The organism is Acinetobacter sp. LipI_19 (assembly GCF_058242925.1).
The window spans coordinates 2,493,592-2,514,313 of sequence record NZ_JBZAYK010000001.1 but is presented as its reverse complement, the minus strand read 5'-3'; the positions used below and the strand labels follow the sequence as shown (position 1 = coordinate 2,514,313).

The following is a 20,722-nucleotide window of genomic DNA, read 5'->3' as shown; positions in this document are numbered from 1 at the left end:
ACTCACAATATAAAGGAATAAAAATGTATACAGCTTCTTGTCTTTGTGGTGGTATTCAACTGAAAATTCATAGTGAAATCCCTCAAATATTTGTTTGTCATTGTCAGCAATGCCAAAAAGCTCAAGGCTCTGCATTTGTGGCGATTGCTCCTATTCAGACTCAAGATTTAGAGATTGTTCAAGGACAGGCACTATTTCAAGAATATTATGCCACTGAAAATAAAAAACGAACCTTCTGTAAAAGATGTGCATCCCCATTATTTAGTGCGCGTCTAGACTTACCAGAAGTAGTTAGATTACGTGTAGGTATTGTAAATGAGCCTGTTCAAGGCAAGATTGTTTCACATGCATTTACCGATAACAAAGCTGCTTGGTTTGAAATTTTGGATACTGCGCCACAATTTGTCCAAGCGATTTGCTAAATAGTGAAGTTATATTTCAAAAGTAAGAATGCTGGATATTTATTGTTTAAATAAGATTTTGTGCGCTATCTTACTTTTTTAAGTATCTGAATTTTATATTTTTATAAATAATTCAGAAATTAGTTTAAGTCGTTTGTATATATAAATACCTTCTGTATAATTTTCAAAAAATACATTTTAAATCAATAGAAGGTATAAATGACAAGAATAGTCGTCGCTGCAAAACAAGACAAAATATTACTACAGGATTCTCAAGCAAAAACAGTCAGTTTAAATCAACCTGCTATTATTCAAATTGGTGTCACACAACAAGATGTGAAAACACTAGAGCGATTAGGTGATAAGCTGATTATTAGTTTAAATAATGGTGAGCAAATTGTTTTAGAGGGATTTTTTCAAACCAATGCAACTACAACCCATTCTTTAACTTTCCCTAAAGCGGATGGAAGTTTCTCACTTGCTCACTTTGATGATAATGGAAACTTTACAGACTATAGCGGTTTGCAAAAACTTGACACTTTACTCTATGAAGGTACCAATACTGCGGGTGTTCAACAAATCTCTGCTTATGAAGATTCAACACCTGAGTTTTCATTTTCAAATTTATTTTCTTCAAGCGCAGTGAAAGCAGGTGTCGGTCTTGTTTCTGCAATTGGTTTAGGTTTGGCATTGATTGATGATGGTGGAAGTAATCAATCAAAGGGGGTTACTGACATTATTGCACCGAAAACGCCGACTGCAACATTAAATCCAGAAGGTACTGAAATTAAGGGTACGGCTGAAGCGGGTGCGACTATTTATGTAATTGATAAAAACCAGAAAGTGATTGCTACAGCAGTGGTAGATAAAGATGGAAATTATTCATTGACACTGCCGGAGGCTTTGCTGAACAATAATACTTATTATATCAATGCAAAAGACAAAGCTGGAAATGCTTCAACCTATACCTCGGTTGTGGGTACTAAAGATACTATTGCACCCAATGAGCCTCAGGGGCAGTTAAATGAGCAAGGAAATATTGTTACTGGTAAAGCAGAAGCGAATGCCATAATTAATGTGTATGATCCAGCGGGTCAACTGATTGGTACTGCAAAAGCCAATGCACAGGGACAATTTTCTGTTGCTATTTCTCCTGCTTTAACCACAGGCCAGATTGGTACAGTCGAAGCGATTGATGCATCTGGTAATAAATCAGAAAAACATAATATTGAAGTCGGTAAAGATACTATAGCACCTGATCAACCTAAGTTTGATGTATCTAAAGATGGATCTTCAATACATGGAACCGCAGAAGCAAATGCTAAAGTGATCATTCAAGATTCAACAGGTACGGTGATTGCAACAGGTGTTGTAGACGCCAATGGCAAATTCAATATCACCATTTCTCCTGCTTTAGATGCAAGCAAGACTGGCAAAATTATAATTGAAGATGCTGCAGGAAATAAGTCGAGTGCTGTAGAAATTAAAGCTGGACAAGATGTTTTAGCACCAGATAAACCCGTGGCCAATTTAAATGCTGAAGGAACTGTGATCACGGGTACCGCTGAAGCAAATTCCAAAATTTCAGTTTATGACAGTGCAAATAAATTATTAGGCACAGCAACAACAGATGCAAACGGAAATTATTCTGTTACGCTTTCGACAGCATTGACTGAAGCAAAAGTCGGTAGTGTATATGCAACAGATGCAGCTGGAAATCAGTCAGCGCTTACATCTGTAACAGGAACCAAAGATGTAACTGCGCCTGCAAGTCCAAAAATCACAGATGTGGTTGATGATGTTGGGACAACTGTAGGTTCTGTTGCAGCAAATGGGACTACAGATGACAAGCGGCCTGTGATTTCAGGAACAGGAGAAGTTGGAGCAACTTTAATTATTTATGACAATAATCAGGCGGTAGGAAAGGTCACAGTTGGTGCAGATAGTAAATGGTCATTTAGTTTTGCTTATGATTTAACTCTGGGAAGTCACAGTATTACCACTCTACAAACGGATAAAGCAGGGAATACCAGTTTAGTAAGTGATGCACGAACATTTACTGTAATAGAAATCGCCACAAAAATGGCAGTTTTTGATGAAACGTCAGCTTTTCATGCTGATTTAGCTGATTCGAATATTGATTCAGCTAAAAGTACTGATGCTATTGGATTAGGTATTTTAAATTCTGAACCAGAAAGTAGGGCTCAAGTACTCGATCAATCATCACCCATAGAAAATCAATTCTCGTTGCTCCATTCAAATGTTTCAGATTTAGATCATAAGCCTATTGCTGGCAGTTCAACTACCCTCAGTACAAGTATAAACACTGTACTGCAAGATGTGCTTGAAAATATCAAGACAGACACCAATACTAATTCTCATGAAAGCATGGGCTTGTCAGTCGATGAATTGTTGGTAAATACTTCTGTCAATGATTTAACTACAAATCAAATTGATGACGTGCTTGCTCGAACAATTGATCAAAGCACTACAGCCATTGTCGATGATGCTAAAAGTACTGCATTGGTTGCTTTCAATAAAGTCGAAAATCTATCAGCTCAAGATATAGCGGTATTGCAATCTGATATGATCAAAGACTTGTTTGACCCACAATTACTGACCTTTTGATTGAAAATAAGCAGATCAGCACCTACGGGTGCTTTTTTATTGAAATGAATTTGGTATAAAGTAAAAAGATTGTATTCAAAATCAAAAAAAATTCTAGGATTAAAATTTTTATGTCAGATGCTGTTGAACAAAATCAATTCCAAATCTTTATCGATGCTAGCGCAAGTTTAAATTTTGTCTTTCAGCAGAATGCTATCCCTTTAATTCGCAGTATTTCTTTAACTAGCAGTAAGTTACTTCCTAGAAGTAAGCTTATTATTCAAGCGAATCCTGAATTTATTCAAAGAAAAGAAATCCATATCGGGATGTTGGATGAACAACAAAGTACCCAAATCAATAATCCTAAACTGAATTTTGATATTCATTTTCTATTAAATTTATCTGAAAATATAAAAGTAAACATAAGCTTTAAATGGTTGGATTTAGAAGATAATTTATTGGCAGAGCATCAACAAGAAATTCAAGTTCTAACTGTCGATACTTGGGGTGGAGAAAAACAACCGCTTGAACTATTGGCATGTTTTTCACAACCTAATGCTGCTTCGTTAGTACCTATTTTAAAACGTGCCAGTGAAGTACTGTTTGAAAAGAATCTTGGCAGTTTAAATGGTTATTCAGATAAAAATCCTGAACATGTTTTACAGCAAGTCAATGCGATTTGGCAGGCATTAAATGAACAGGATTTACGCTATATTGTAAATCCTGCAAGTTATATTCAACAAGGGCAACGGATTCGCTTTGCCAAACAAATTTTAGAAGAAAAAATGGCATGTTGCCTAGACAGTACGATGTTGCTCAGTTCATTGCTGGAACAAATCGGACTTGATCCGATTGTTATGTTGATTCAGGGGCACAGCTTTTTGGGAATTTGGCTACATGAAACACCACTCGTCGACATTTTGATTGATGATCTGCAAACATTACGTAAATGTATGGAACTCGGTGCAATTACGTTTGTTGAAACCACACTGCTGACCTCAAAAAATAGTTTAAAGCAAGCGATAGAATCTGCTCAGTGCTTTTTACAAGTACCTGAAAAAACTGAACAGTTTTATGTTGCAATTGATATTCGACAAAGTCGTTTACGTGGAGTGCGTCCGATTTCTTTGCAGTTGGATGTCAGAAAAAATCTTGATGATAATGAGATTACTTGGACACAATCCTCATTGCCTGAGTATGCTAGTTATGATGAAAGTGAAAATGTTGCAACCCGCGTACAGCGTTGGCTAAGGCGTTTATTGGATTTAAGTTTAAGAAATAAATTATTAAACTTTAAAGATAATCGCCTAAGCATTCCCTTGCAATGTTCTGAGAAAACCTTAGCCTCTTTGGAAGATGCTTTAGCAGAAAATAAAGGGTTTTTCTTCCATAGTATTGAGCATATTTCTTTAAAAAATGTGACACGTGAGAATGAAGCTGATCATGTACAACACTATATTGATGAAAATTTGCATCGACAGCTATTATTTAGTGGTCTAGATAGTGAAACCTTAAATAAACGCTTGGTTGAAGTTTATCGGGCTTCACGGACGGCATTAGAGGAAGGTGGAGCAAATACATTATTTTTAGCCATTGGATTTTTGCAATGGAAAGAGTCAGAGAAAGCTCAAAGAAGCTTTAAAGCACCATTATTATTGATTCCTGTAAGAATGACGCGCGAATCTGCTAAGTCTGGTTATCGGTTATGGATGTATGATGATGAGCCACGCTTTAATTCAACTTTATTGCAGTTATTAAGACAAGACTTTGAGCTCGAAATGAGTGGCTTAGATCCATTGCCAATAGATGAATCTAGTGTGGATGTGAATGCTGTATTACAAATTGTACGCCGTGCGGTGGTTAATATGCGAGGATGGGAAGTCACTGCAGAAGCAGCAATTGGTCAGTTTTCATTTTCAAAATATCTGATGTGGCGTGATCTATCTTTACGTATGCAACAGCTAAAAGAACAGGCTGTGGTCAATCATCTGATTGAAACACCACGGGAACCATTTAAAAAACAAGAGGCTTTTCCACATCCAGTCGAACTCGATAAAAACTATCAACCTCAGCAATTATTCACGCCCTTGTCGTCTGACTCCTCGCAACTTGCTGCGGTAATGTCAGCTGCATTGGGACGAACATTTGTACTTTCTGGACCGCCAGGTACGGGTAAATCTCAAACGATTACCAATATGGTGGCGCAATGTTTAGCAGATGGAAAATCAGTATTATTTGTTTCAGAAAAAATGGCGGCCTTAGATGTGGTTTACCGTCGTTTAAACCAGATTGGATTAGGCGATTTATGTCTACAATTACATTCTGCAAAAGCGCAAAAAATAGAAGTTTTAGATCAACTTCGTGAACGTGCCGAAAATAACAATAATCCTTATGCTGTTCAGCAAAAGCAAACCCAGCAAGCGTGGCAATTGCTTTCTCAGCAACTGGTGGAAAGCCGCGATGAGTTAAATCAGCATGTGCATATTTTACATCAACAGCATCCGATTGGTTGGAGTTTATTTGATGCCATGAGTGATGAGCTGCTACATCGGGATTTAGACAACTTACGATTTGAACTTAACATTCAGCAGTTAACTGAACAATCTCGCAACCAGTTAAAAGCGCTCAGTACAAAAGCATTTTTACAATATCAACAAATTTCCCCATCCTCTTTTGAGATACTTAAGGGATTTGCAGAGGGAAGCCCGCAGAATATTTGGAATTTGTTATGGCAAGATCAGTACCAACAGCAACAACAACGTTTAGCTGAACTGATTCCACAGTTGCATTTTTCAGTACAAGCTTGGCAAGAGTGTTGCCAATTTCCCCGTGCGGAAAATCTACAGCAACTACAAAAAGATCTCGATATTTATCAGATATTGTTTAATTTCGCTCAGCAGCATGATTTGAAATTATTAAAAATTGTTGATGCGATAGATATACGACAAATTTCTGAAGCAAAAGCGATTTGCACAGAAATACAGCAAAACCGTACACGCTTAATTTTTAATTATGATGCGTCTATTTACCAAGCTGAATTAAAACAAATCGAATTTAAATGGCGTGAAGCTTTTGCCAAATTTTGGCCTTGGTCTTGGTTTGGAAAATACCAGCTGAGAAATTTAATTCGGAGTTATCAGACGGAGAAACAACGTCCATCAACGATGGTGGTTGAAAATGACTTGCCAATCCTGATCAATATTCAAAATTATCAGCAGCAATTCCAGAGCATTGAAAATCAGCTGAAAGACCGTTTGGAATCTTATTGGCAAGCTGAAAAGACAGATTGGGTACAGTTTGAAAATATTTCGATCGCATGGACGCAACTGAAACAACAACTCTCAGAACGTATGAGTCAAATTTCAGTGATTCAGCAGGCAGTGAGTTTTGCAAGCCAGCACGATTTGGGGAAAATCACCCAATATGTAGATGAATTAAAAAAAATATATAGCCAGCTTTTAAGCGATCAACAGCTTCAAACTGAACACTTAGAAGGCTATTCAATGATCACTTTTGCTGAAATTATTGCACGTCAACGGCAATTACAAACTGTGATAAGTGAGTGGCGCCATTGGCTAAATTGGCAAGGTTTAAAAACTGAACTTAAACAACAGGGTTTAGCAAGTTTCAGCGAGTTTTTACAACATCAGCCATCCGAAGCAAACGTGCAATATGCTGCTCAAAAGTTAAGACAAGAATATGTGATATTGTTAATTGATATTAATCTTGCTCGGCAATGGATTATTCAGCAGTTTAGTCAACATCCTGAGCTCAACCAGTTTAATGGTGAATTGCAGCAGCAAAAAATTCAGAAATTTTCGCAGCAGGATCGGGAACATCAACAGTTTGCCAGTGAGGAAATTACCCGTCGTTGGTATAAAATCTTTGAAAACCCTGAAATGTTTAAAAAACAATGGGCTTTACTCAATAAAGAGTTGGGCAAAAAGCGTCGGCATATACCCGTACGTGAATTAATTAAGCAAATTCCCGATGTGATTACAGGTTTAAAACCGTGTATGTTAATGAGTCCACTTTCAGTCGCTCAATATCTAGATCCTGAGTCTAAGTTTGATGTGGTGATCTTCGATGAGGCATCACAGATTCCTGTTTGGGATGCGATAGGTGCTTTGGCTCGGGGCAAACAATCGATTGTTGTGGGTGATAATAAACAAATGCCACCAACCAGTTTCTTTGGAAAAGGCGATTCTGAAGCGATCGATGAGGATGTTACCGAAGATTTGGAAAGTATTCTGGATGAATGCTTGGCCGCACAATTGCCAGAATTGGTGCTCAATTGGCATTATCGTAGTCGTTATGAAAGCTTAATTCAGTTTAGTAATCAAAAATATTATAAGGGTGAATTATTGACGTTCCCGGCACCTGTGGCTCGGGATAGTGCAATTCAATTACACCCAGTTCAAGGGGTTTATGATAAAGGTGATACCCGTACCAATAAGGCAGAGGCACAAGCGATTGTGCAATTTATTATCCAGCATTTAACGACTCAACTCACGGCTGAGGTTAAACAAACAGTTGGTGTGGTGACATTTAATATTACCCAGCAAAAACTGATTGAAGATTTGTTAGACAATGAATTGGCAAATTATCCCGAGTTAGAGCAATTAAGCCGAGAGGGTTTCGAGCCATTATTTGTGAAGAACTTGGAAAATGTACAAGGTGATGAAAGAGATCTGATTATATTCTCAATCACTTATGCTGCAGATCAAAACGGTAAATTGTTGATGAATTTTGGTGCTTTAAATCGTCAAGGTGGACAGCGCCGTTTAAATGTTGCGATTACTCGTGCACGTCAGGGTTTGCATGTTTTTTCTACACTTCGTCCAGAACAGATTGATCTCTCGCGAACCAGTAGTGAAGGTGTACGGGATTTAAAAGATTTCCTTAGCTTTGCACAAACTGGGCAGATGGCTTATTACGCACAGTCTGTTGGAAAAGAAAAATCTAAAGATGAGCTGATGTTGTATTTGCAAACTCAATTAGAGCGGTTAGGTTGGAAAGTAGACTTAGCTGTGGGGAGTGGAGAAGGTCGGATTGATCTTGCAATTCAAGATCCTAAAATTGTAGGGCAGTATTTAACGGGCATCCTTGTAGATGGTGATGATTATGCCAAGGCTGCAACCGCACGAGATCGTGATCAACTGCGCCCAACAGTTTTAAAAGGTTTAGGTTGGCATATATTACAATTATGGACTGTAGAGTGGTGGCTTGATCCAAGAGGAAATCTTGAAAAGTTACATCGTCAATTAGAAGCTTTGGTCAATAAAATGTCTTAATTGTTTTTAGTAGGTGTTTGTGAAATCGGATTTTATAGTGCTTGTTTGGCTTAAATTTGATGCATAGTGCTTTCCAATAAACGCTGAATAATTTCATTCAGCGTTTTTATTTTTATCTAAAACGTGAACTTATACATATAAAATACCCAATTTCAGGTATATCTCTATATTCCCCCATTTGATCTAATGATTGATATTTGATCAAAATGTAGATTTGGGGATTATCATGAACAAAATTTATAAAGTTATTTGGAATTCACAACTTAGGTGCTGGCAAGCAGTTTCAGAATTGGCAAAAAATCATAATACTTCACAAAGTACTGTAGACCATAAAAACGCACTGAAGGGCGGTGTTCATAAAGCATCAGGGATAAATTTAATCCGATTGGCTTTTTTGGGGCTGGCTTTATTGCCGTTATCGATTTATGCCGCAATTTCTAATACTGAATTGCCTACAGGCGCCAATATCACTCAAGGTTCAGCCAACATTTCCCAAAATGGCAACGTTTTAAATATTCATCAAAATAGTCAAAACCTTTCGACCAACTGGAATACTTTTAATATTGGTAAAGATGCAACGGTTAATTTTAATCAACAAAACCAGTCATCTATAGCCATTAATCGGGTTTTGGATAGCAATGCATCGCAGATTATGGGGCGTTTAAATGCCAATGGGCAGGTGTTTTTACTCAATCCAAATGGTGTGGTTTTTTCTAAGACAGCTCAAGTGAATGTTGGTGGTTTGGTTGCTTCAACTTTAAGTTTGAACGATGCGGATATTCAAAATGGAAAATATACTTTAAAAGCCAATGCCAATAGCACAGCAACGATAGAAAATAACGGTAGTATTCAAACTTTATCAGGTGGAACTGTTGCGCTGATTGCGCCCAATGTTAAAAATACCGGCTCTATTGTGACACCGAATGGCGTTACTCATCTCACTGCTGCCAGTCAAGTCACTCTTGCTTTACAGGATGGTTCACTGACCCAGTACCAAGTTGATCAAGGGGTATTAAAAGGCTTGGTGGACAATGGTGGTGCAATTCTTGCCGACAATGGCGCTGTATATTTAACTGCAAAAGCCAAAGACAGTTTAAGTAAAGCCGTGGTCAATCATAGTGGGATTATTGAAGCGAATCGCTTAAGCCAAAATGCCAAAGGTGAAATCATTTTGTTAGGTGATATGCAAAATGGTGAAACAAATGTCAGTGGCCTGCTTAAAGCTGAAGGAAAAAATGGTCAAGATGGTGGGTTTATTGAAACTTCAGCAGCCAAAGTAAAGATTAATAATAATACGATAGTGTCCTCTCATTCTGAGGGCGGGAAAATCGGAAACTGGTTGATCGACCCTACCGATTTCAGTATTAATTCAGGTAATGCATCGGCAAGTAGTAGCGGCATAGGCGCAACCACTTTAGCAAGCAGTCTTGCAACCAGTAATGTCATATTGCTAACTAGCTCTACGGGTAACCAAAAGGGTGATATCAATGTGAATGCTGATGTGACTTGGGGGAGTGCGACCAGCCTGACTTTAAATGCACAAAATGACATCAACATTAATGCCAACATCACAGCGACAAATAACAGTGGCAAACTTAATTTGATATATGGACAAAATACAGCCAATACCAATGCTAATTACTATATTAACACTGGCGCAAAAATAAACTTAAAGGCTGGGCAGAATTTTAGTACCCAAAAAGGAACGGCTGCTACCATTAACTATCAAGTCATTACGGCTTTGGGCGCACAGGGTTCGACTACAAGTCAAGATTTACAAGGGATCAACGGTAACCTGAGTGGTAATTATGTGTTGGGTGCAGACATAGATGCCAGTAGTACATGGCAGTGGAATGGCTATACCGGATTCGTCCCAATTGGCTTTTATAATGCAACTTTAAGTCCAATGGATCTATCACAACAAGCTTTTCGTGGACGGTTTGATGGATTAGGTCATGCGATTAGTGGATTAAGTATTGACTCTATGTATCAGGGCATTGGACTGTTTGCGATTACGCATCAGAATGCACTTATACAAAATCTTGGACTGAATAATATAAGTTATTCAGGTTATGGAAAAACAGGTGGGATCGTGGGGCTTAATCTTGGCACGATTAATAATGTTTATGTCAATGCTGGCTTAGTCACAGGTAATACCGAGCAGTATGGCGGATTGGTGGGTTGGAACTATAATTCAGGAAATATCTTAAATTCTTATGCCAATGTGACTGTAAAAGGAAAATATTCTAATAATAATTATATTGGTGGTTTGGTTGGTTATAGTGACGGAGTTGTAAGTTCTTCTTTTGCAACAGGTGCAGTGACAGGAAATAATTATATTGGTGGTTTAGTTGGTGGAATATCAGGGCAAATCAATAACTCTTATGCAACAGGTACTGTCATCGGAAATCAATATGTTGGAGGACTGGTGGGTTTCAATGGCGGAAGTGTTGACAAAAATTATTCTTCTGGAAGTGTAACTGGGAATACTTTTGTTGGTGGTCTCGTTGGTGGTGGTAATGGTACAACCACAAATAGTTTCTGGAACACCATTACTTCTGGAAGAACAAGCAGTGCGGGTGGTATAGGAAAAACCACAACAGAACTTCAGAAAATTTCTACTTTTGCAGGTTGGGATATTGATGATGCAGGTGGTACAGGAAAAGTCTGGCGTATTTATGAAGGAAGATCTGCACCGTTACTACGTCATTTCCTTAAACCCTTGGTTACAGAAATTGTCGCTAATTTTTCTGACAAAATTTATGATGGATCGATAGCTTCTGGAACGCTGGCTTCAGGGCTGAATTATAAAACAACTGGTAAAAATGCAGGGATTTATAGTTTAAATGATGGCTCAATCCTGATTAGTGGTGTTCCAATCGCGGCAAATATAACACAGTTTGGCGATGATGTAATTTATAAAGAAAATGGTGGATCAGGTTCATTAACAATCGCGAAAAGAGATTTAAATATTAATGGCTTGAGCGTTGCTGACAAAGTCTATGATACATCAAAAGTAGCAACATTATCGGGTACTGCTGGAGTGACAGTGCTGTCAGGTGATTCAGTGACACTTTCGGGTATTGGATTTGGATCATTTACTGATAAAAATGTGGGCAATAATAAAAATGTGATTGTGTCGGGTTATACGCTGACTGGAACAGATGCTTTAAATTACAACTTGCTGCAGCCGACAAATCTTAAAGCCAGTATAACGCCTGCAGTTTTAACCATTAATGGAATAAGTGTTGCAGATAAAACGTATGATGGCTTGTTCAATGCGACCTTAAATGGTACTGCTTCAATCAATCCATTTGCTGGAGATTTTGTTGGATTGACTGGTAGTGGTCTAGGAACATTTACAGATAAGAATGCAGGAATCCGATCTGTGATCGTAACAGGCTATAACTTAACAGGTGCGGATGCAGGAAATTATACTTTTAGTCAGCCTATAGGTTTAAGTGCCACAATTCACAAAGCACAAGCCATTGTAAAGGCCAATAGTTTAAATACGGTTTATAACGGTAAAGATCAAACGGCTGCTGGCTTTAGTGCAACAGGCTTGGTCAATGGCGAAACAGAATCCGTACTATCAGGTGTTTTAGCAACGGTTACGGCCAAAGATGCTGGCAAGTATACCAATACAGCTACGGGTATAGATAATAACTACGAGCTCAGCTTTGTTGATGGCTCATTAGATATTGCGAAAGCGAAAGCCACCGTAACCGCCAATAGCGTATCAACCACCTATAACGGTAAAGATCAAACGGCTGTTGGCTTTAGTGCAACAGGCTTGGTCAATGGCGAAACTACAACTGTATTGTCAGGTGTTTCGGCAACTGTCACAGGTAAAGATGCCGGTAGTTATGCCAATACAGCCACAGGTACAGATAAGAACTATGAGCTAAGTTTTGTTAATGGCTCTTTGGATATCGCCAAAGCTAAGGCGACAGTAACAGCCAATAGTGTAACAACGACCTATAACGGTAAAGATCAAACGGCTGCTGGTTTTAGTGCGACAGGCTTAGTCAATGGTGAAACTGAATCGGTATTGTCAGGTGTTTCAGCCACGGTGACTGCTAAAGATGCAGGTCAATATACCAATACCGCAACAGGTATAGATAAAAACTATGAGCTCAGTTTTGTTAATGGCTCATTAGATATTGCTAAAGCTAAAGCTACTGTCACCGCCAATAGCGTATCAACCATTTATAACGGTAAAGACCAAACGGCTACTGGCTTTAGTGCGAAAGGCTTAGTCAATGGTGAAACAGAATCAGTATTATCAGGCGTAAACGCAACGGTGAATGCTAAAGATGCAGGCAAATACAACAACACAGTAACAGGTGTAGACAAGAACTATGATCTGACGCTTATTGATGGCTCTTTGGATATTGCTAAGGCCAAAGCCACCGTAACCGCCAATAGTTTAAATACGGTTTATAACGGTAAAGATCAAACAGCTGCTGGTTTTACTGCAACAGGCTTGGTCAATGGTGAAACTACAAGTGTATTGTCAGGTGTTTCAGCAACGGTGACTGCCAAAGATGCAGGCAAATACAACAACACAGTAACAGGTGTAGACAAGAACTATGATCTGACGCTTATTGATGGCTTATTAGATATTGCTAAAGCTAAAGCGACAGTAACAGCCAATAGCGTATCAACCACCTATAATGGTAAAGATCAAACGGCTACTGGCTTTAGTGCAACAGGCTTAGTCAATGGTGAAACTACAAGTGTATTGTCAGGTGTTTCAGCAACGGTGACTGCCAAAGATGCAGGCAAATACAACAACACAGTAATAGGTGTAGACAAGAACTATGATCTGATGCTTATTGATGGCTCATTAGATATTGCCAAAGCTAAAGCGACAGTAACAGCCAATAGTGTAACAACGACCTATAACGGTAAAGATCAAACAGCTGCTGGCTTTAGTGCAACAGGCTTGGTCAATGGTGAAACTACAAGTGTATTGTCAAGTGTTTCGGCAACTGTCACAGGCAAAGATGTAGGCAAATACACCAACACAGTAACAGGTGTAGATAAGAACTATGATCTGACGCTTATTGATGGCTCATTAGATATTGCTAAAGCTAAAGCCACTGTTACTGCTAATAGCGTATCAACCACCTATAATGGTAAAGATCAAACGGCTACTGGCTTTAGTGCGACAGGTTTGGTCAATGATGAAACAGAATCAGTATTATCAGGCGTAAGCGCATCGGTGATTGCTAAAGATGCAGGCAAATACATCAATACCGCAACCGGTCTAGACAAGAACTATGAGTTAAGTTTTATTGATGGTTCTTTGGATATCGCCAAAGCTAAAGCTACTGTCACCGCCAATAGTTTAAATACGGTTTATAACGGTAAAGATCAAACAGCTGCTGGTTTTAGTGCGACAGGCTTAGTCAATGGTGAAACTGAATCGGTATTGTCAGGTGTTTCAGCAACGGTGACTGCTAAAGATGCAGGTCAATATACCAATACTGCAACAGGTCTAGATAAGAACTATGAGCTAAGCTTTGTTAATGGCTCATTAGATATTGCGAAAGCCAAAGCCACCGTAACTGCTAATAGCGTATCGACTACCTATAACGGTAAAGATCAAACGGCTGCTGACTTTAGCGCTTCTGGTTTAGTCAATGGTGAAACTGAATCAGTACTAACAGGTGTTTCGGCAACAGTGACTGCTAAAGATGCTGGCAAATATACCAATACTGCAACAGGTCTAGATAAAAATTACGAGCTTAGCTTTATTGATGGCTCATTAGATATCGCGAAAGCTAAAGCCACTGTTACCGCCAATAGCTTATCAACTACTTATAATGGTAAAGACCAAACAGCTACTGGCTTTACTGCAACAGGCTTGGTCAACGGTGAAACTGAATCAGTACTCTCAGGTGTTTCAGCAACGGTGACTGCTAAAGATGCTGGCAAATATACCAATACTGCAACAGGTCTAGACAAGAACTATGAGTTAAGTTTTATTGATGGTTCTTTGGATATCGCCAAAGCTAAAGCCACTGTCACCGCCAATAGTTTAAATACGGTTTATAACGGTAAAGAGCAAACAGCTGTTGGTTTTAGTGCGACAGGCTTAGTCAATGGTGAAACTGAATCGGTATTGTCAGGTGTTTCAGCAACGGTGACTGCTAAAGATGCAGGTCAATATACCAATACTGCAACAGGTCTAGATAAGAACTATGAGCTAAGCTTTGTTGATGGCTCATTAGATATTGCGAAAGCCAAAGCCACTGTCACCGCCAATAGTTTAAATACGGTTTATAACGGTAAAGATCAAACAGCTGTTGGCTTTACTGCAACAGGCTTGGTCAATGGGGAAGATACATCGGTACTCTCAGGTGTTTCAGCAACGGTGACTGCCAAAGATGCAGGTCAATACACCAATAGCGCAACGGGTCTAGATAAAAACTACGAGTTAACTTTTGTTGATGGTTCATTAGACATCACCAAAGCCAAAGCCACTATCACCGCCAATAGCGTATCGACTACCTATAACGGTAAAGATCAAACAGCTGTTGGCTTTAGTGCGACAGGTTTGGTCAATGGTGAAACTGAATCAGTCTTATCAGGTGTTTCAGCAACAGTGACTGCCAAAGATGCAGGTCAATACACCAATAGCGCAACGGGTCTAGATAAAAACTACGAGTTAAGTTTTGTTGATGGCTCATTAGACATTGCCAAAGCTAAAGCCACTGTCACCGCCAATAGTTTAAATACGGTTTATAACGGCAAAGATCAAACAGCTGCTGGCTTTAGTGCAACAGGCTTGGTCAATGGGGAAGATACATCGGTACTCTCAGGTGTTTCAGCAACGGTGACTGCTAAAGATGCAGGTCAATACACCAATAGCGCAACGGGTCTAGACAAGAACTACGAGTTAAGTTTTGTTGATGGTTCATTGGATATCACCAAAGCCAAAGCTACTGTCACCGCCAATAGTTTAAATACGGTTTATAACGGCAAAGATCAAACAGCTGCTGGCTTTAGTGCAACAGGTTTGGTCAACGGTGAAACTGAATCGGTATTATCAGGTGTTTCAGCAACTGTCACAGGTAAAGATGCAGGTAGTTATGCCAATACAGCCACAGGTCTAGATAAGAACTATGATCTTAGTTTTATTGATGGCTCATTAGATATTGCTAAGGCTAAAGCCACTGTGACCGCCAATAGTGTATCAACTACTTATAATGGTAAAGATCAAACAGCTACTGGCTTTACTGCAACAGGCTTGGTCAATGGTGAAACTGAATCAGTACTCTCAGGTGTTTCAGCTACTGTGACTGCTAAAGATGCAGGTCAATATACCAATAGTGCAACGGGTCTAGACAAAAACTATGAACTAAGCTTTGTTGATGGCTCTTTGGATATCACCAAAGCTAAAGCCACTGTCACCGCCAATAGTTTAAATACGGTTTATAGCGGTAAAGATCAAACAGCTGCTGGTTTTAGTGCGACAGGTTTGGTCAATGGTGAAACAGAATCGGTATTGTCAGGTGTAACTGCAACGGTTACCGGCAAAGATGCTGGCCAATACACCAATAGTGCAACGGGTCTAGACAAGAACTACGAGTTAAGTTTTGTTGATGGTTCCTTAGATATCGCCAAAGCCAAAGCTACTGTGACCGCCAATAGCTTAAATACAGTCTATAACGGTAAAGACCAAACGGCTATTGGTTTTAGTGCAACAGGTTTGGTCAATGGTGAAACTGAATCGGTCTTATCAGGTGTTTCAGCAACGGTGACTGCTAAAGATGCTGGCAAATACACCAATACTGCAACAGGTCTCGACAAGAACTATGATCTTAGTTTTATTGATGGCTCATTAGATATTGCTAAAGCTAAAGCCACTGTGACCGCCAATAGTGTATCAACCACCTATAACGGTAAAGATCAAACTGCTGCTGGTTTTAGTGCTTCTGGTTTAGTCAATGGAGAGACAGAATCTGTATTATCTGGTGTAAGCGCAACGGTTACCGGCAAAGATGCTGGCAAATACGCCAATACTGCAACGGGTGCAGACAAAAACTATGAGCTAACTTTTGTTAATGGTGCATTGGATATTGCGAAAGCTAAAATTAACCAAGTGACAGACATTAGCGCCAATAATCGTATTTATGATGCAACCACCAACGCAACATTAAATACTGGATCAGCACAATTCACTGGTATGGTTGCAGGCGATGAATTGAAAGTTGCAACAGCAACTGGACAATTCGGTGATAAAAATGTGGGTATAGCAAAACAAGTCTCGATTCAGGGTGTCAGTTTAAGTGGTGCAGATGCACACAACTACGAGTTGGTGAATAACACTGCACAAACTACGGCAGATATTCGCCAAGCCAATATTCAAAACATTGCTGGAATTACGGCCAACAATCGTACTTATAATGGATTAACTGCCGCTGAACTTAATCTCAGCAACGCACAATTCAACGGGATCTACGCTGGGGATAATTTAAACGTTGCAACAGCAATAGGACAATTTGACAGTGCAACCACAGGGCAAGCAAAAAATGTATCGATTACAGCTTTAAGTCTAGGTGGCTTAGATGCTCAAAACTACAAACTTGTGGATACCACCGCTGTGACCACAGCTGATATTTATCTGTTAACCCCTGCAGCGTATTTACAAGCCATACAATTCAAACGACCGCGTTATTTGCCTGAAACCAATAACGTCTTAAATACAGTTGATTTAGATGTACGCCAAGGTGGAGTTAACACTGCAGGTATTCAAATTTTGGCAGGGGAGCACTAATTGATGAAACAACAACACAATATTTTGGCAACATCTGTGGCTGCTTGTCTGATGCTTTTGACCAGCAGTAACCATGCAGCGCCAGCACCTAATGCGGGTCAACTGCTACAACAACAGCAACAAGGACAAAGCCTTGAACCACAGGCTGCTGTTCAGATAGAAAGTTCAGCAAGCAATAACGTACCTAACTCACCTGATATCCAAATTCCTGTACGCAAAATTGAAATCACTGGAAATAGTCGTTTTAGCACAGCGCAATTGCATCACTTAGTGGCAGATGCCGAAGGTAAACAATTGAGTCTTCAGCAACTTTGGCAAGTAGCCCAAAAGATTACCACTTACTACCAGCAACAGGGCTATGCCTATAGTCGGGCTTATCTGCCTCAGCAGAATCTAAGTCAGGGTGTAGTACGTATCAATGTACTCGAAGCGTATTATGATCAAACCCAGATTGATAATCAAAGTCGAACGCAAAACTGGCTAATTGAACAAACCGTTGCACCACTTAAACAAGGTGAGCGGATCAACAGTGACCAGATGCAACAACAACTCAAACTGCTCAATCGTTTAAATGGGGTCAATACCCGAAATGTTTTGACCCCTGGTGCAACAGTCGGAAGTAGCCAACTCAATGTTGAAGTACAAAATGCAGGCATGTTGAATGGTTATATTGGCGCAGATAACTTTGGTAATCGTTATACCAGTCAAGTGCGTGGAACCGCTGGAATTTCTGCCAACAACCTTGCAGGCTTAGGCGATGAACTGAGTTTAGATGTAATGACTGCAGGCAAACGCATGAACTACGGGCGCGTGGGTTATGCATTTACCTTTACAGGAATGGGTACTCGGGCAGGCGCAAGTTATTCTTATCTAGATTATGAACTTGGAAAAGAGCTAAAAAACATTGGCGCAGAAGGGAGTGCTGCACAAAGTAGCGTATTCATTAGCCAACCTGCCTTACTGACCAATAATGCAGAAGTCCTTCTCAGCTTACAATATGATCATAAACAACTGAAAGATGATATTCAGCTCAATCAATATTACAAACATCGAAATATTGACGTGGTGACTGCCCGACTGGATGGCTCGCAGTTCGATCAATTCTTGGGTGGAGGCTTAACCCAATATGGTGCCTCAACCAGTTATGGTCGTGTGAAATTTAAAAACGATGATGCCGCTGCTTTAGATGCGCAAACAGCGAAGACAGCTGGAGACTACTATACAGCTACATTGAATCTGTCACGCTTACAAAACCTAAGCAATAAGGGCACGCAAGGCTATTTGGGAGTTTATGGACAATACAGTCCTTATAATCTAGACAGTGCAGAGCAATATCTAGGTGGTGGTCCATTTAATGTTCGTGGTTATGAATCGAGTCAATTTGCAGGCTCTACAGGTTATTTGGCCACGGCAGAACTGAGACAAAGTTTATTTGCCGATGCAAAGCATCAGCTAACAGCGAAAGTATTTATCGATACAGCAGAAGTCACGTTAAATGCTAAGCGTTGGGCAGGTGTGACAGGCGATAATCAAGTTCAAATCAGTAGTGCAGGTTTAGGTTTGAACTGGACGAGTGCGTGGAATATTCAAGCCAATGCAGAAGTTGCCTTTCCAATTGGAAATACGCCAGAGCAGTTGCAAGACCGTGATAATCACCAGTACTGGTTGAGTTTAAGAAAGACTTTCTAATTTGATTGAATAAATAAGGAGGCTTTTGTCTTCTTATTTATGTCGCCACGCGATAGCAACACGCTGTATGGTTAAACTCAATTTATTTGAGTAACGAAAAACTCCCTCCTTCAAAAAAGGTGAGAAGTATTCACTTCGCAAGGGGGAGGATTCAAACAATCTGAGTAAAAACTTAGCAAAAGGGATTTAAAAATCTAGCTGATGAGATTAAAACTTACACAGCCACACTTTACATTTAAAGTTTAAATTCTTTTGCGTAGACGAAGTCAAACCTTGCGCTGCAAACAAAGCCGATTAATATTCGTTGGGTGACCGCTACACCATCTATGATTAAATGATGTAAAAGCAAAATGATTAAATGGATATAAGTTGGAATGCCATTGATGAGTAATGGATATTTTTATCATGATTATTTGTATAGGCTTGTATATACAAATAACATCGACTCAAGATACAATGAGTTAGAATATTTTGTATGAGTTTTAGCCAATGTCAAGAGCGTCAAAGCACAATGATCTAGACTTATCTCTAGAAGAAGATAGTCCTGTTCCTTTGTATTTGCGCGTGAAGCAAATGATTTCACAAAAAATTTATGAAGGAACATGGACTGTAAATAAAAAAATTCCTTCAGAAAGTGAGTTGGTGAATTTACTGGGTTGTAGTCGTATGACGGTCAATCGGGCATTGCGCGAACTGACCAGTGAAGGTTTATTGGTGCGTATACAAGGTGTTGGCTCTTTTGTCGCTGAAGGGCAAGGTCGTACAGCATTATTTCATGTGAATAATATTGCAGAAGAAATTATTGCGAGAAATCATAAACATCATGCTGAAGTATTGGTACTTGAACAAATTCAAGCCAATGAAGAACAAAGTCGATTAATGCAAATTCGAGAAGGACAACGACTATTTCACTCGATCATTGTGCATTATGAAAATGATGTGCCTGTGCAGATCGAAGATCGTTTAGTTGATCCCGTACTGATTCCAGATTATTTGGCACAAGATTTTAAAACTATCACGCCTAATGCCTATTTAATGTCAAAAGCACCTGTTACTGAAGGTGAGCATGTGGTTACTGCTATTCTTGCTTCAGCACAAGAATGTAAATGGCTAAAAATCAATAAAACAGAGCCTTGTTTATTGATCCGCCGTAGAACATGGTCCAATAAACAACTGATCTCCAGTGCAAGACTGATTTATCCTGGCAGTCGCTATTATTTGGAAGGTAAATTTACCCAATGATTGAGCTTTTAAAAGCCAGCCATTACAAAAAAATGCGATGGAAAAATGGGAAAGGCTATACGCTTGAAATCGCCCGTAGTGTCGGTGAAAGCTTAGTTGAGTTTGATTGGCGGATTTCGATGGCCGATGTGAAAACATCGAGTGATTTTTCCAAGTTTAATGGGATGAATCGCTTTTTGACGGTATTGGAAGGTCAAGGTCTTTCACTGCGTATAGATGATGATTTTAAGTATTTAAAAACATTGCAGTCCGTCGAGTTTCGTGGAGACAGCGTGGTCAGTTGTGAATTGCTGGCAGGGTACATTCGCGATTTTAATTTGATTTTTAATCCAAAAAAGTTTGATGCACAGTATCAGTGGATTTTCTCTCCAGAAGCCTTAGAAATACCCATATTATCTGACGTGATGTTTGTTTTTAATCAGAGTGTTGAGGTGTTAGTTATCGAAATTGGTCAACAGATTTTTCATCTGGAACATCAGGACAGTCTTAAACTCGAAGATGAAAAATCATTAAAGACAATCATTTTAAATCAGCAATTTTTAAAGCAAACTTGTCTAATACAACTCACAAAAATCTAAATTTTATTGATTCTACTTAAACGCATACAACCTTAAGTTGTCTGCGTTTTTTGTTTTTATGAAAAATAAATCTATTTATTTTATATGTTTATAAATTTTTTTAAAAATAATTTAAAAAGCATC

The 20,722-nt window shown here is 39.2% G+C and carries 7 protein-coding genes; all 7 read left to right on the top strand.

What is annotated here, in order from left to right:
* The first annotated feature begins 23 nt into the window (after window positions 1-23).
* The 7 genes from AC4CVF_RS12235 to AC4CVF_RS12205 all read left to right on the top strand — a co-directional run bounded on the left by AC4CVF_RS12235 (window position 24) and on the right by AC4CVF_RS12205 (window position 20,599).
* Window positions 24-422, top strand: coding sequence for a GFA family protein (locus tag AC4CVF_RS12235; RefSeq protein WP_336954535.1), 399 nt, complete (start codon window positions 24-26; stop codon window positions 420-422).
* Window positions 423-620: 198 nt separating this feature from the next.
* Window positions 621-3,029, top strand: coding sequence for an Ig-like repeat protein Blp2 (gene blp2 / locus AC4CVF_RS12230; protein ID WP_490789532.1), 2,409 nt, complete (start codon window positions 621-623; stop codon window positions 3,027-3,029).
* Window positions 3,030-3,139: 110 nt separating this feature from the next.
* Window positions 3,140-8,302, top strand: coding sequence for an anti-phage protein ProA (gene proA / locus AC4CVF_RS12225; RefSeq protein ID WP_490789531.1), 5,163 nt, complete (start codon window positions 3,140-3,142; stop codon window positions 8,300-8,302).
* 226 nt (window positions 8,303-8,528) lie between these two features.
* Complete coding sequence (locus tag AC4CVF_RS12220) at window positions 8,529-17,090, top strand: MBG domain-containing protein (RefSeq protein ID WP_490789530.1); 8,562 nt, start codon at window positions 8,529-8,531, stop codon at window positions 17,088-17,090.
* A gap of 3 nt (window positions 17,091-17,093) precedes the next feature.
* A complete protein-coding gene (locus tag AC4CVF_RS12215; RefSeq protein ID WP_336954742.1) occupies window positions 17,094-18,779 on the top strand; it encodes a ShlB/FhaC/HecB family hemolysin secretion/activation protein in 1,686 nt (561 codons plus the stop codon).
* A gap of 489 nt (window positions 18,780-19,268) precedes the next feature.
* Window positions 19,269-20,021, top strand: a complete 753-nt coding sequence (gene hutC, locus AC4CVF_RS12210; RefSeq protein WP_004721807.1) for a histidine utilization transcriptional repressor HutC — start codon at window positions 19,269-19,271, stop codon at window positions 20,019-20,021.
* Entirely contained in the window at window positions 20,018-20,599 is a 582-nt protein-coding gene (locus AC4CVF_RS12205) for a HutD/Ves family protein (RefSeq protein WP_419328846.1), read from the top strand. The genes hutC and AC4CVF_RS12205 overlap by 4 nt, the downstream gene beginning before the upstream one ends.
* Window positions 20,600-20,722: the final 123 nt, after the last annotated feature.

Excerpts from the sequence above, each read along its gene's own strand:
- AC4CVF_RS12215 (WP_336954742.1), top strand. The coding sequence starts at position 17,094 with ATGAAACAACAACACAATATTTTGGCAACATCTGTGGCTGCTTGTCTG.
- AC4CVF_RS12235 (WP_336954535.1), top strand. The coding sequence starts at position 24 with ATGTATACAGCTTCTTGTCTTTGTGGTGGTATTCAACTGAAAATTCAT.
- proA (WP_490789531.1), top strand. The coding sequence starts at position 3,140 with ATGTCAGATGCTGTTGAACAAAATCAATTCCAAATCTTTATCGATGCT.
- hutC (WP_004721807.1), top strand. The coding sequence starts at position 19,269 with ATGTCAAGAGCGTCAAAGCACAATGATCTAGACTTATCTCTAGAAGAA.
- AC4CVF_RS12205 (WP_419328846.1), top strand. The coding sequence starts at position 20,018 with ATGATTGAGCTTTTAAAAGCCAGCCATTACAAAAAAATGCGATGGAAA.
- blp2 (WP_490789532.1), top strand. The coding sequence starts at position 621 with ATGACAAGAATAGTCGTCGCTGCAAAACAAGACAAAATATTACTACAG.
- AC4CVF_RS12220 (WP_490789530.1), top strand. The coding sequence starts at position 8,529 with ATGAACAAAATTTATAAAGTTATTTGGAATTCACAACTTAGGTGCTGG.